Raw genomic sequence first — 12,736 nt, 5'->3', positions numbered from 1 at the left:
CTGCGCCGGGACCTTCGGCCCGCCGATTGCCTCTTGCCACTCTCCTTGACGCAGGCCAGTCTCCGCCCTCGGAGAGGATCCCATGACACCACGATTTTCCGCGCCGCTGCGCGCGCCCGCCCCCCAGATTTGCCAAGTGACGCGGAGCGCAGCATGAGCGCCGTGCAACTGACCGGCCAGATGACCGCCCCGCCCGAGCGCTGCGACGCCGTGCGCGCCGCGATGGACGAGCACATCCGCCTGTCGCGCGCCGAGGCCGGCTGCCTCTTCTTCGAGCTGCGCGAGACCGAGCCCGGGGTCTTCGAGGTCTCCGAGCTGTTCCAGAACCGCGCCGCCTTCGACGCGCACCAGGACCGCACCCGGGCAAGCGCCTGGTTCAAGATCACCGGCGACCTGCCGCGCGACTACGACGTGGCCGACCTGTGAGTGCCGTCCCTGCCCCCGGGTCGCGCCTCGGCGATGTGCCCAGGGCCGCGCTGTGGATGCTCGGCTCCATCGTCTCCTTCAGCGCCATGGCCGTGGCCGGGCGCTACGTCAGCAGCAGCCTCGACACCTTCGAGATCATGCTCTACCGCTCGCTGCTCGGGGTGGTGATCATCAGCGCCATCGTGCTGGCCACCGGCCGCCGCCGCAGCGTCGCCACGCGCCATCTCGGCACGCATATCATCCGCAACATCAGCCATTTCACCGGGCAGAACCTGTGGTTCTACGCCATCACGGTGATCCCGCTGGCGCAGGTCTTCGCGCTGGAGTTCACCGGGCCGATCTGGGCCATGCTGCTGGCGCCGCTGGTGCTCGGAGAGCGGCTGACCTGGTCGAGGTCTCTGGCGGCATTGGTCGGTTTTCTCGGCATCCTCATCGTCACCCGCCCCTCGCCAGAGACGCTCTCGCCCGGGCTCTTTGCCGCCGCCGGCGCGGCGATCGGCTTTGCCGGCAGCGCGATCTTCACCCGCAAGCTCACCCGCACCGACAGCACGCTGTGCATCCTCTTCTGGCTGACTCTGACGCAGGCGGTCATGGGGCTGGTCTGCGCCGGCATCGACGGCGACATAGCCATCCCCTCGGCAGAGGCCGTGCCGGGCGTCATCATCATCGGGCTTGCCGGGCTCTGCGCCCACTATTGCCTGACCACGGCGCTCGGCCTTGCGCCCGCCTCGGTGGTCATGCCCATCGATTTCACCCGCCTGCCGGTCATCGCCATCGTCGGCATGCTGCTCTACGCCGAGCCGCTCGACCCCTGGGTGCTGCTGGGCGCGGCGATCATCTTTACCGCCAACTATGCCAATATCCTGCGCGAGACCCGCGCCGCGCGCCGTGGCGGCGGACCGGCGGGGATTTGACGCTGGGGCTTGCCTCTGGGGTTTGACGCCGGGCGCGGGCGCAAGTACCTGTCAGGCCAGACGAACCAGGAGCCGATCCATGCTGTACGAAACCGCCGCCGTCTGGCGTGATGCCGCGCGCAAGCACGTGGTGCTCTTCGCCATGTCGGGGCTGGGCAAGACTCATGTGTCCTCGATGCTGCGGCAGTCGGGCGACTGGTTCCACTACTCGATCGATTACCGCATCGGCACGCGCTACATGGGCGAGTACATCGCCGACAATGCCAAGGCCGAGGCAATGAAGAACCCCTTCCTGCGCGAGCTTCTGCTGTCGGATTCGATCTACATCGGCTCCAACATCACCTTCGAGAACCTCACGCCGGTGTCGGCCTACCTTGGCAAACCCGGCGATGCGGCCAAGGGCGGCCTGCCGATGACCACCTACCGCCTGCGGCAGGAGCAGTTCCGCCGCGCCGAGGAGCAGGCCCTGCTCGACACCGGCTATTTCATCGAGCGCGCGCAGCAGCTCTATGGCTACCCGCATTTCGTCTGCGACACGGGCGGCTCGATCTGCGAATGGGTGGACGCCGAAAATCCCCGCGATCCGATCCTGAGCGAGCTGTCACGCCAGGCCCTGATGGTCTGGGTTCGCGGCAGCGAGGCCCATACCGAAGAGCTCATCCGCCGTTTCGACCGCGCCCCCAAGCCGATGGCCTACCAACCCGAGTTCCTCGAGGCTGCCTGGACGCGGTACCTCGACGAAAAGGGCATCTCCGAGGGCGCGGTGGACCCCGATGACTTCATCCGCTGGACCTATGCCCAGGCGCTGGCGCATCGGCAACCACGCTACGAGGCCATGGCGCAGAACTGGGGTGTCACCGTCGAAGCCTCCGACATGGCGACGGTCCGTGACGAGGCGGATTTCGTCGCAGTGGTGGCCGCAGCCATCGACGCCCGGCACTAGGCCCTTCAGAGCGGCGCCCGGGCCCGCTCATCGCCCGGCGCCGGACCGCTCAGGCCGCCGCGACTGCGGCGCCACCCCCGGCGGCGACTTCGTCGCCCACGTTGAAGCGCCGCATCAGGTCGGAGAGCCGGCCCGCATCGCCGCGCAGCATATGCGCGGCGGCGGTGCTCTGCTCGACCATGGCGGCGTTCTGCTGGGTGACCCGGTCGAGATTGCTGACCCCGACATTGATCTCGTTGAGGCCCTGCGACTGTTCGGCGGCCACACCGGCAATGCTGCTGACCAGACTCGAGATCTGGTTCACCTGGGCCACCACCTCGCTCAGCGCCTCGCCAGACCGCTCGACCAGCTCGACCCCGTCGCGGACCCGGTCTGCCGAGCCGCTGATCAGCGTCTTGATCTGCTGCGCCGCGTCCGAGCTGCGCTGCGCCAGCGCCCGCACCTCGGAGGCCACCACGGCAAACCCCTTGCCGGAGGCCCCGGCGCGCGCCGCCTCGACCCCGGCGTTGAGCGCAAGCAGGTTGGTCTGGAAGGCGATGTCGTCAATCACCCCGATGATCTCGTTGATCTGCTGCGAGCTGCGCTCGATCCCACCCATGGCCTCGATCGCCGAGCGCATGACCTCGCCGTTCTGATCCGCCAGCTTCGAGGCTGTCTGCACGCTGGTCTCGGCGTCCCTGGCGGATTGCGCCGCTTCGCGCACCCGGGACAGCATCTCGTCGAGAGCGGCCGCGGTCTGCTCGAGGGTGGCTGCCTGCGTCTCGGTGCGGCGGGAGAGATCATCTGAGGCGCGCGCGATCTCCTCGGCGCTGCTGTGGATGTTGAGCGCGCCCGAGTTCACCTCGGTCATCGTGGCGTGCAGGCTTTCGACCGCGCGGTTGTAGTTGCCGCGCAGCTCTTCGTATTCCCCGGGAAATGCCTCGAGGATCGTGTGCCGCAGCGAGCCCCCGGCGAGGGCATCGAGCGCATCGCTCAGGTGGCGCACCACCTGGTTCTGCGCCTCATGGGCACGCCCTCGCGCCTCCTGCGCCTCGCGTCCGCGCGCCAAGGTCTTGGTGAGATCTGCCAGGTTGCGCCCCAACTCGCCGAATTCGTCGCGCCGCCGCTCGGCGCGGAGCGTAACGTCGTAATCCCCCGCCGCGACCCGCGACATGCCCCGGCGCAGCGCGCTGAGCGGCGCCAGGACGATCCGGCGCAGGAGCACAAGCGTCACGGCAAGCATGACGCAGAGGCTTGCTGCGGCGCTGGCCAGCATGATCTGCTTGTCACGGAGGATCGACGCGCGCATGGCGCTGTCGGTCCAGGCCATCGCCAGCGCGCCGAGCGGCGCGCCCTCTCCCGGCAGCGCGACCGCTTCGGTCGCGACGAAATTCCACAGGCTTCCGTGGCGCCCGCCCTCCGCCAGCACCTTCTGCGCCGATGCGACGAGCTCGGCCTCGCGCTCGCCCAGATCGCCCAGGTCGCCGGTGCGCGCGAGCACGTCGCCATCCGCGCCGAGCACCAGCCCGCCCAGAAGATCCTGCCCGGCGCTCTCGGCCTTGTCCTGCAGGATTTGCGCCAGCCGCGCATCGTCGCGGAATCGCACCGAGGGCAGCAGGCTGGCGGCGGTGGCTTCGACCGATTGCCGCGCCATGCCCGCGATGCCCTGCCCGGTGGCCTTGTCGCTGAGGCGCCACACCTGCACCGCCAGCACCACGGCGACGACGAGGCTCGACAGCACGACGAGCCCCGCCACCTGCGCAAAGACCGATCCCATGGCACGCCGCAGCCCCGTGCCGACTTTCGCGGCGTCCCGTGCCGCGCCGCCGGGCCTGCCGCCTGAGGGCCCGCCTGAGCTGGCCCCTGAACTGGCCTCTGAACTGGCCCCTGCGCTGTCGCCTGACTTGCCCCCTGACCTGCCCAGCCGAAGCGTCCGCACCCTCATTGCAGGCGCTCCGCGTCAAGGCCGACGGTGAGCGCGCCGATCACCGCGCCGGACTCCGGGTCGGCGATGCTCAGCGACAGTTGCTGCATGTAAACCTGGCTCGATTCGTCGAACTCTACGGCGCCGACATGCAGGGCCCCGGGGCCGCGCGCGTAGGTTTCGAGATACTTGGCCTCGTCGCCCTGCCAGTAGTCGGAGGTCACCCCCGAGACGGCGACGTTCAGCCCGCGCGCATCCATCACGAGGATCTCGTGGATCAGCCCCGCCGACCCCGCAAGCTGCGCGCGCAGGTGATCCGACACCGGCGTATCCCAGACCGCCGAGATGGTCGGGATCTCGGCGGCGCCGATCTCGGACTGCCAGAGCGCGTCAAGCTCGGCGATCTTCGCGTCGTCGTAGCCGGCGGTCACCGCGTTCTGCGCCCGGATCGCGGCGATCAGCTCCGGGTCGGTGAGCAGGGGATCGACGTACTCCGAGATCACGGCCTGCAGCGGCGCGGCGATCTGTTCGGCCCAGAGCGGCATCGGCGGCAAGAGGATCAGGCCAGCGGCAAACACGCGCCCCACCCCGGCGAGGACGGCACGGCGACGGCCCGGAATAGTAAGGCGATGGACAAGCATGGGGCACCTCCGCGAACAAGTCGTGCCTCCTCGTCTAGCGGCGATTTCCTCACGCGAAGTTAAGGCTGGCGGTTTTTTGTCCCGCCGCCCTGCGCCCCGGCTTGCAGCGCGCGGCGCGCCGGGCCAGAAGTGGGGCACCATCCCGCCGGAGTGTTCCATGCCCTACATCACCCTCGCCCTCGCGGTTCTCGCAGAGACCATCGGCACCGCCGCGCTGCAGGCCAGCCAGCAGTTCACCCGGCCGCTGCCCTCGGTGATCGTCGTGGTCTCCTACGCCGCGGCCTTCTACCTGCTGTCGATCGTGCTGCGCGCCATGCCGGTGGGGCTGGCCTATGCCATGTGGTCGGGGCTCGGGATCGTCTTCATCTCGCTGATCGGGCTGGTCGCCTTCGGCCAGAAGCTGGACCTTGCGGCAGTTCTCGGAATGGGGCTGATTGTTGCCGGGATCCTCGTGATTCACCTGTTTTCGGGGGCCTCGCCGCATTAAGTGCTGGCAATTTCCCCCTTCCCCGGCTAACCCGCGCGCAAACCTCCCTTCAAAGGCATTCCTATGGACCTGCGCAATATCGCGATCATCGCACACGTTGACCATGGCAAGACCACGCTGGTGGACGAGCTGCTCAAACAGTCCGGCGCGTTCCGCGAGAACCAAGCCGTGGCCGAGCGCGCCATGGACAGCAACGATCTCGAGCGCGAGCGTGGCATCACCATCTTCGCCAAGCCGACCTCGGTCGAGTGGAAGAACACCCGCATCAACATCGTCGACACCCCCGGCCACGCCGACTTCGGCGGCGAGGTGGAGCGTATCCTGAGCATGGTCGACGGCGTGGTGCTGCTGGTGGACGCGGCCGAAGGCCCGATGCCGCAGACCAAGTTCGTCACCTCCAAGGCGCTGGCCCTCGGCCTGCGCCCGATCGTGGTGCTCAACAAGGTCGACAAGCCCGACGCCGAGCCCGACCGCGCGCTCGACGAATGCTTCGACCTCTTCGCCTCGCTCGGCGCGGATGAAGACCAGCTGGACTTCCCGCACATGTACGCCTCGGGCCGCAACGGCTGGGCCGACGCCGAGCTCGACGGCCCGCGCAAGGACCTGTCGGCGCTGTTCAACCTGATCGTGAACCACGTGCCGGCGCCGAAGCAGATCAAGCACCAGGACGAAGACTTCCGCATGCTGGCGACCACGCTGGGCTCCGACCCCTTCGTCGGCCGCCTGCTCACCGGCCGCATCGAGAGCGGCCGCGTCAAGGTCGGCCAGACGGTGCAGGCGATCAGCCGCGTCGGCCAGAAGATCGAGCAATTCCGCGTCACCCGCGTTCAGGCCTTCCGCGGCCTCGCGCAGGCGGACATCGACGAGGGCCTCGCCGGCGACATCGTCAGCCTCGCCGGCATGACCAAGGCAACCGTCGCCGACACCATCTGCGCGCTCGCCGTGGACACGCCGATCGACGCGCAGCCGATCGATCCGCCGACCATCACCGTGACCTTCGGCATCAACGACAGCCCGCTGGCCGGCCGTGACGGCAAGAAGGTGCAGTCGCGCGTCATCCGCGAGCGCCTGATGAAGGAAGCCGAGGGCAACGTGGCGATCAAGATCGCCGACACCCCCGGTGGCGAGGCCTTCGAGGTTTCGGGCCGCGGCGAACTGCAGATGGGCGTTCTGATCGAGAACATGCGCCGCGAGGGCTTCGAGCTGTCGATCTCGCGCCCGCAGGTGATCATGAAGGAAGAAGACGGCACCCGCATGGAGCCGGTCGAGGAAGTCACCATCGACGTGGATGACGAGTACACCGGTGCGGTCATCGAGAAGCTCACCGGCCCGCGCAAGGGCGAGCTGGTCGAGATGAAGCCCGCCGGCGCCGGCAAGACCCGCATCGTCGGCCACGTGCCGTCGCGCGGCCTGATCGGCTACCACGGCGAGTTCCTCACCGACACCCGCGGCACCGGCGTTCTGAACCGCGTGTTCCACGGCTGGACGGCGCACAAGGGCCCGATCGAGGGCCGCCGCGCCGGCGTGCTGATCTCCATGGAGAACGGCGAGGCCGTGGCCTACGCGCTGTGGAACCTCGAGGACCGCGGCAAGATGTTCCTCGGCGCCCAGGCGCCGGTCTACCAGGGCATGATCATCGGCGAGCACAGCCGCGAGAACGACCTGGAAGTGAACCCGCTGAAGGGCAAGAAGCTGACCAACGTCCGCGCCTCGGGCACCGATGAAGCCGTGCGCCTGACCACCCCGGTCACCCTGTCGCTGGAAGAGGCCATCGCCTACATCAACGACGACGAGCTGGTGGAGGTCACCCCGAACGCGATCCGCCTGCGCAAGCGCTACCTCGACCCGCACGAGCGCAAGCGGATGGCCAAGAGCCAGTAAGCGGTGGCGGGAGCTGCGGGGGCCAAGCCCCGCACGCCGGAAAACGCGGGGGCCAGCCCCCGCACCCCCGGCGTATTTTCAAAGAGAAGAAGTTGCAGAGCGGTCCTTTCGGGGATCGCTCTTTTCTATGCTGGGTGCCCGGGTTTCTTTGCTGGGGGCCCGGCCCGGTCAGCTGGGACGGTCTGACAAGCGCGTGAGGCGGCGCAACTCTTTACGCAAGGTCCGCCTTGAGACGGAGAAAGCCCAATTCTCCCTCCCGAAAGGACTTTTCATGACCCGCCCCACATTGCTCGCGCTTGGAACCTCGCTGCCCGCGCTTCTTCCGATCGACGCGCTCGCGCAGGATGACGATCGCCGCCTTCTCACCGGCGCCGAGGTCGTCACCATGCAGGGCGGCTGGACCGAGCCGCAGGCCCTCGACATACTCGTGGAGGGGGGCCGGATCGCCGAGATCGGCCCGGACCTGGCGAGCGAGGGCGCCGAGGTGATCGACCTTTCGGGCCATGTGGTTGCCCCGGGTCTCGTCGATGGTCACTGGCACATGTGGAACTCGATCGCCCGCGGCATGGCGCGCTCGGACGCCGGCGGCTTCTCGGAAACCATGGGGCCACTCGCCAGGGTCTGGACGCCCGAGGCCTCGGCGCTCTCGGTCGAGCTGGGCATGGCGCTGGCGGTGAACTCGGGCATCACCTGGGTGAACAACTGGGCCCATAACACCGTCTCGCCGGCGCATGCCGACGCCGAGATCGCCGCGATGCGCGACAGCGGCGTTCGGGGGCGTTTCAGCTACGGCTACCCGCAGACCGCCGGCAAGGGCGAGATGATGGACCTCGAGGACCTGTGCGCCACCGCCGCGGACTGGCCGGACGGCAGGATCGACCTCGGCGTCTCGCTGCGCGGGCCGGACCGCTCGGAGCCGGAGATCTGGCAGACGGAAATCGCCGCAGCGCGCGCGCTCGGCCTGCCGGTGACTTTCCACATGGGCGGCAGCCGAGATGCCGCCGGCCAGCACAATGCGCAGGCGCTGGCATCCGAGGGCATGCTGGGCGAGGACATCCACGTGGTGCATATGACCTCGGCCCCGCGCGCCGACCTCGAGACGCTGGCGCAGAACGGCAGCCCGCTGATCATCTCGCCCTGGACCGAGATGGAGGTGGGCTACGGCGTGCCCAATCCGGCGCTGATGCAGGAGGCGGGCCTCGACATGGCGGTCTCGGTCGACAACACGGTGCTCGCCGGGCAGATCAATATGTTCGAGGTCATGCGCCTCACCGCCGATCTCGGCGACGGCTTCTCCGAAAGCCAGCAGAGCCTGAGGGACGCGACGGTCTTCGACTGGGCAAGCCGTCAGGGCGCGGAGTCGGTGCAGGCGCCCGAAGGCGTCGGCGTTCTGCAGGTGGGCGGCCCGGCCGACCTCATCGCCGTGGACACGGAGAGCCTCAACACCCGGCCCTCGGGCAGCATGGACTTCCTGCTGACTCATTCCGCCGAGCCCGAGGACGTCTCCTTCGTGATGATCGACGGCGCGGTGCACAAGCGGGACGGCGAACTGACTCGCGTCGACATCCGGGCGCTGACCCGCGAGGCGGCGGAGATGCTGGGCGAGATCAGCGCCGCCGCCGCGGACGGCTGACACTCAGGCGGGCGTCAGCCTGTCGCCGACACGGATCGCGCCGGGGTGGACCACCTCGGCGCACCAGCCGCCGTGGCCGCGCATGGCGTTGTAGCCGCCCTGCCCCAGCGCCTTCTCCATCCGCGAGCACGGCGCGCAGACGGTGGTGAAGCGCAGGCGCGCCGCGCCGAGCCAGACCTCCTGCCCGCGCAGGGCCGACAGGTTGATGCCGGAGATGACCAGATTGCGCCGCAGCACCTCGGGGGCCAGTGCCTCGCGGCCGCAAAGCGCCGCGATGACCGGCAGGTGTTCGGCCTGGATCAGCGTGACCGCGCGCTTGCCGGGGTGTCCGTGGTCGCCCTCCAGCCCGGAAAGGGTAAGCGCCGTCTCGCGGACCGACCGCGGCGGCGCGAGCCGCTCCGCACGCAGACCGATCCAGTCGAGCCGGCCCGGCGCATGATGGGTCGCCAGAAGAGCCTTCAGGCCCTGCGGCTCACCCGTTGCTCTCACCCGGCGATCTCACTCGGTGGTTTCGACGATCAGCAGCTCGCGCTCCGACGCGCCGCGCGCGTGGCCCAGGGCCTCCTGGTACTCGGGCGAGTGATAGCAGGCCTCGGCCGCCTCGACCGAGGGGAACTTCGCCACGACGTTGCGCGGGCGATCCTTGCCCTCGAGCTGTACGTAGCGACCACCGCGGGCGATGAAGGCGCCGCCATGCTTGGCGATCGCGGGACCGGCGAGCTTGGCGTACTTGCCGTAGGCGTCCTCGTCGGTGACAGACACATGGGCGATCCAGAGAGCGGGCATTACAGTCCTTCCACGATGACGAGATCGCGCACCGAGGCGCGCAGGGCGATGGGCAGGATGCGCTGGTACTCGGGCGAGTGGTACCAGCGTTCGGCGGCGACACGACTGGGGAATTCCACCACCACGTGCCGGCCCGGCCCCTCGCCTTCGACAAAGGCCTGAGGGCCGCCCTTCACAAGGAAGCGCCCGCCGAATTTCTCGGCGAGCGCAACGGTTTGGCCGGCATAGACGGCATATTCCTCGGGGTCGGTGACCTCGATGCGGGCGATCATGTATGCGGTCATAAGCTCCTCCCCAAGCTCAGATCAGCCTGCCAGCACCGCCTCGGCCGCCGCGATGGCTGCCTCGGCTTCGCTGGCGTCCTTGGCGCCGCCCTGGGCGAGGTCGGGACGGCCGCCGCCGCCCTTGCCGCCGAGCGCCGCCACCGCGGCCTTGACCACATCCACCGCCGAGACGCTGGCCTTGAGGTCCTCGGTCACGCCGGCGGCCACGGCCACCTTGTCGCCGGTGTCGGCGATCAGCAGCACCACGCCGGAGCCGAGCCGCGACTTGTGCTCGTCGATCAGCGGCGGCAGGTCCTTGCCCGACACGCCCGAGAGCACCTGGCCGACGAACTTCATGCCGTTCACCTCGCGGGCCTCGGCGCCGCCGCCCTGCCCGGCACCGCCGGCCATGGCGAGATCACGGCGCAGCTGGGCCACCTCGTTCTCGAGCTTGCGGCGCTCGTCGAGCAGCGCGGAGACACGGGTCACCGCCTCGTCGCCCGAGACCTTCAGCAGCCCCTCGATGCCCGAAAGCGCCTTGTCGCGGCCACGCAGCGCGGCCATGGCAGCCTCGCCGGTCAGCGCCTCGATGCGGCGCACACCGGCCGAGGAGGCCGATTCCGAGGTCAGGGCGAACATGCCGATGTCGCCGGTCTGCGCCACATGCGTGCCGCCGCAGAGCTCCAGCGAGTAGGTCTGCCCGTCCGAGCCCTTGCCCGAGCCAGACAGCGTGCCCATGGAGACCACGCGCACCTCGTCACCGTATTTCTCGCCGAAGAGTGCCTGTGCGCCGAGCGCGCGGGCATCGTCCGGGGTCATGATCCGGGTGCTCACCGCCGAGTTCTGGCGGATGAAGGCGTTCACCTCGGTTTCGACCTGCGCCACTTCCTCGGGCGTCAGCGCCTTGGTGTGCGAGAAGTCGAAGCGCAGGCGCTCGGGCGCGTTCAGCGAGCCGCGCTGCGCGACGTGATCGCCGAGCGCGCGGCGCAGCGCCTCGTGCAGCAGGTGGGTCGCGGAGTGGTTGGCGCGGATCTTGCCGCGGCGCTTGTGATCCACGTCGAGACCCAGCGCGTCGCCCTTCGAGAAGGTGCCGGATTTCACCGTGACCACGTGGCCGGTGATCTTGCCGCCCGCCAGCTTCTGCGTGTCGGTGACCTCGGCCTGGTCATCCTCGTCCTCGAGCCGGCGCAGCCAACCGGTGTCGCCGACCTGGCCGCCGCTCTCGCCGTAGAACGGGGTCTGGTTCAGCACGACCCAGCCGCTCTCGCCTTCCGACAGCGTGTCGACCACGGCGCCATCCTTGACCAGCGCGAGGATCTGGCCCTCGGCGGTCTCGGTGTCGTAGCCGAGGAAATCGGTCGCGCCCTTCTCTTCGGCGATGTCGAACCAGATGGTCAGGTCCGCCGCCTCGCCCGAGCCGGACCAGGCCGCGCGGGCCTTGGCCTTCTGCTCGGCCATCGACTTGTCGAAGCCCGACGTGTCGACCTCGCGGCCACGTTCGCGCAGGGCGTCCTGCGTCAGGTCGAGCGGGAAGCCGTAGGTATCATAGAGCTTGAAGGCCGCTTCGCCGGGCAGCTTGGCGCCCTCGTCGAGCCCGACCAGCTCGTCGTCGAGCAGCTTGAGGCCGCGGTCGAGCGTCTGCTTGAAGCGGGTTTCCTCCAGCTTCAGCGTCTCCTCGATCAGTGCCTGTGCGCGGTGCAGTTCCGGGTAGGCCGCGCCCATCTGGCGCACCAGCGCCGGGACGAGACGGTGCATGACCGGATCCTTGGCGCCCAGCATGTGCGCGTGGCGCATGGCGCGGCGCATGATCCGGCGCAGCACGTAGCCGCGGCCATCGTTGGAGGGCATCACGCCGTCGGCGATCAGGAAGGAGGTCGAGCGCAGGTGGTCGGCGATGACCCGGTGGTGGGTCTTGCCCGGACCATCGGGATCGCTCGAGGTGGCATCGGCCGAGGCCTCGATCAGCGAGCGGATGAGGTCCGTGGCGTAGTTGTCATTGGTGCCCTGCAGCAGCGCCGCGACCCGCTCGATGCCCATGCCGGTGTCGATCGACTGCATGTCGAGCGCGCGCATGGAGCCGTCCTCGAACTGCTCGTTCTGCATGAAGACGAGGTTCCAGATCTCGACGAAGCGGTCGCCGTCTTCCTCGGGCGATCCCGGAGGTCCACCCCAGTACTTCTCGCCATGATCGAAGAAGATCTCGGTGCAGGGGCCGCAGGGGCCGGTCGGGCCCATCATCCAGAAGTTGTCGTTGGTCGGGATGCGGATGATCCGATCGTCCGACAGGCCGGCGACCTTCTTCCAGATGTCGGCGGCCTCGTCATCGGTGTGATAGACGGTGACCAGCAGCCGCTCCTTGGGGATGTCGAGCTCCTTGGTGATCAGCTCCCAGGCGAAGGGGATCGCCTCGGACTTGAAGTAGTCACCGAAGGAGAAGTTCCCCATCATCTCGAAGAACGTGTGGTGGCGCGCGGTGTAGCCCACGTTGTCGAGGTCGTTGTGCTTGCCGCCGGCGCGCACGCATTTCTGCGCGGTGGTGGCCCGCTTGTAGTCGCGGTGTTCGACGCCGGTGAAGAGGTTCTTGAACTGAACCATCCCGGAGTTGGTGAACATCAGCGTGGGGTCGTTGCGGGGAACAAGCGGGCTCGAGGGGACGATCTCGTGGCCCTGCTTGGCGAAGTAGTTCAGAAACGTCGAGCGAATGTCGTTCAGCGTGGGCATGGGTGTTCTCTTGCGCCTCGTCTGCGGGTTCCGGACGGGTGTATATCTCCATCCCCCGCCTGTCCATAAGCCGCCCGCGAAAAGCGTGGAGGATGACGGCGCTGTCGGTGACCCTGATTGGCCGGCGCGGCGCGAGCC

General features: G+C 68.7%; 12 protein-coding genes. 6 read left to right on the top strand and 6 right to left on the bottom strand.

Features of this window, described 5'->3' with window-relative positions; all coding sequences use genetic code 11:
- Nucleotides 1-153: 153 nt before the first annotated feature.
- The 3 genes from LC039_RS01315 (at nt 154) to LC039_RS01305 (ending at nt 2,283) form a co-directional block, all read left to right on the top strand.
- Nucleotides 154-426 carry a putative quinol monooxygenase gene (locus LC039_RS01315; protein WP_226621259.1) on the top strand — a complete coding sequence of 91 codons (273 nt, stop codon included), beginning with the start codon at nt 154-156 and terminating at the stop codon, nt 424-426.
- 56 nt (nt 427-482) lie between these two features.
- Entirely contained in the window at nt 483-1,340 is an 858-nt protein-coding gene (locus tag LC039_RS01310; protein WP_226621770.1) for a DMT family transporter, read from the top strand.
- Nucleotides 1,341-1,419: 79 nt separating this feature from the next.
- Nucleotides 1,420-2,283, top strand: a complete 864-nt coding sequence (locus LC039_RS01305; protein WP_226621258.1) for an ATPase — start codon at nt 1,420-1,422, stop codon at nt 2,281-2,283.
- A gap of 49 nt (nt 2,284-2,332) precedes the next feature.
- Here the strand turns inward: LC039_RS01305 and LC039_RS01300 are convergent, their stop codons facing one another.
- Complete coding sequence (locus LC039_RS01300; protein WP_226621257.1) at nt 2,333-4,039, bottom strand: methyl-accepting chemotaxis protein; 1,707 nt, start codon at nt 4,037-4,039, stop codon at nt 2,333-2,335.
- Between the two features lie 164 nt (nt 4,040-4,203).
- Nucleotides 4,204-4,827: a hypothetical protein gene (locus tag LC039_RS01295; protein WP_226621256.1), complete on the bottom strand. Its 624-nt coding sequence runs from the start codon at nt 4,825-4,827 to the stop codon at nt 4,204-4,206.
- A 157-nt stretch (nt 4,828-4,984) separates the two neighbouring features.
- Between LC039_RS01295 and LC039_RS01290 the strand changes: the two genes are divergently transcribed.
- The 3 genes from LC039_RS01290 to LC039_RS01280 all read left to right on the top strand — a co-directional run bounded on the left by LC039_RS01290 (nt 4,985) and on the right by LC039_RS01280 (nt 8,828).
- Nucleotides 4,985-5,314 (top strand): SMR family transporter, encoded by a 330-nt coding sequence (locus LC039_RS01290; RefSeq protein ID WP_226621255.1) that lies wholly within the window; start codon nt 4,985-4,987, stop codon nt 5,312-5,314.
- A 63-nt stretch (nt 5,315-5,377) separates the two neighbouring features.
- A complete protein-coding gene (gene typA / locus LC039_RS01285; protein WP_226621254.1) occupies nt 5,378-7,195 on the top strand; it encodes a translational GTPase TypA in 1,818 nt (605 codons plus the stop codon).
- Nucleotides 7,196-7,466: 271 nt separating this feature from the next.
- Nucleotides 7,467-8,828, top strand: coding sequence for an amidohydrolase family protein (locus LC039_RS01280; RefSeq protein WP_226621253.1), 1,362 nt, complete (start codon nt 7,467-7,469; stop codon nt 8,826-8,828).
- Between the two features lie 3 nt (nt 8,829-8,831).
- Here LC039_RS01280 and LC039_RS01275 read toward each other — a convergent pair whose 3' ends face one another.
- From LC039_RS01275 to alaS, 4 genes are read right to left on the bottom strand one after another with little or no spacing between them, the layout of a single operon-like run.
- The gene (locus LC039_RS01275; RefSeq protein ID WP_226621252.1) at nt 8,832-9,317 is read right to left on the bottom strand and encodes an MOSC domain-containing protein; all 486 of its coding nucleotides are present in this window, start codon (nt 9,315-9,317) and stop codon (nt 8,832-8,834) included.
- Between the two features lie 9 nt (nt 9,318-9,326).
- The gene (locus LC039_RS01270; RefSeq protein ID WP_226621251.1) at nt 9,327-9,614 is read right to left on the bottom strand and encodes a DUF1330 domain-containing protein; all 288 of its coding nucleotides are present in this window, start codon (nt 9,612-9,614) and stop codon (nt 9,327-9,329) included.
- Entirely contained in the window at nt 9,614-9,898 is a 285-nt protein-coding gene (locus tag LC039_RS01265; protein WP_226621250.1) for a DUF1330 domain-containing protein, read from the bottom strand. The genes LC039_RS01270 and LC039_RS01265 overlap by 1 nt, the downstream gene beginning before the upstream one ends.
- 21 nt (nt 9,899-9,919) lie before the next feature.
- The gene (gene alaS, locus LC039_RS01260; protein ID WP_226621249.1) at nt 9,920-12,598 is read right to left on the bottom strand and encodes an alanine--tRNA ligase; all 2,679 of its coding nucleotides are present in this window, start codon (nt 12,596-12,598) and stop codon (nt 9,920-9,922) included.
- Nucleotides 12,599-12,736 lie beyond the last annotated feature (138 nt).

Source organism: Alloyangia pacifica (genome assembly GCF_020524285.1).
In the GTDB taxonomy this organism is placed as follows: Bacteria; Pseudomonadota; Alphaproteobacteria; order Rhodobacterales; family Rhodobacteraceae; genus Salipiger; species Salipiger pacificus_B.
This window is presented reverse-complemented; position numbering and strand designations above follow the sequence as displayed.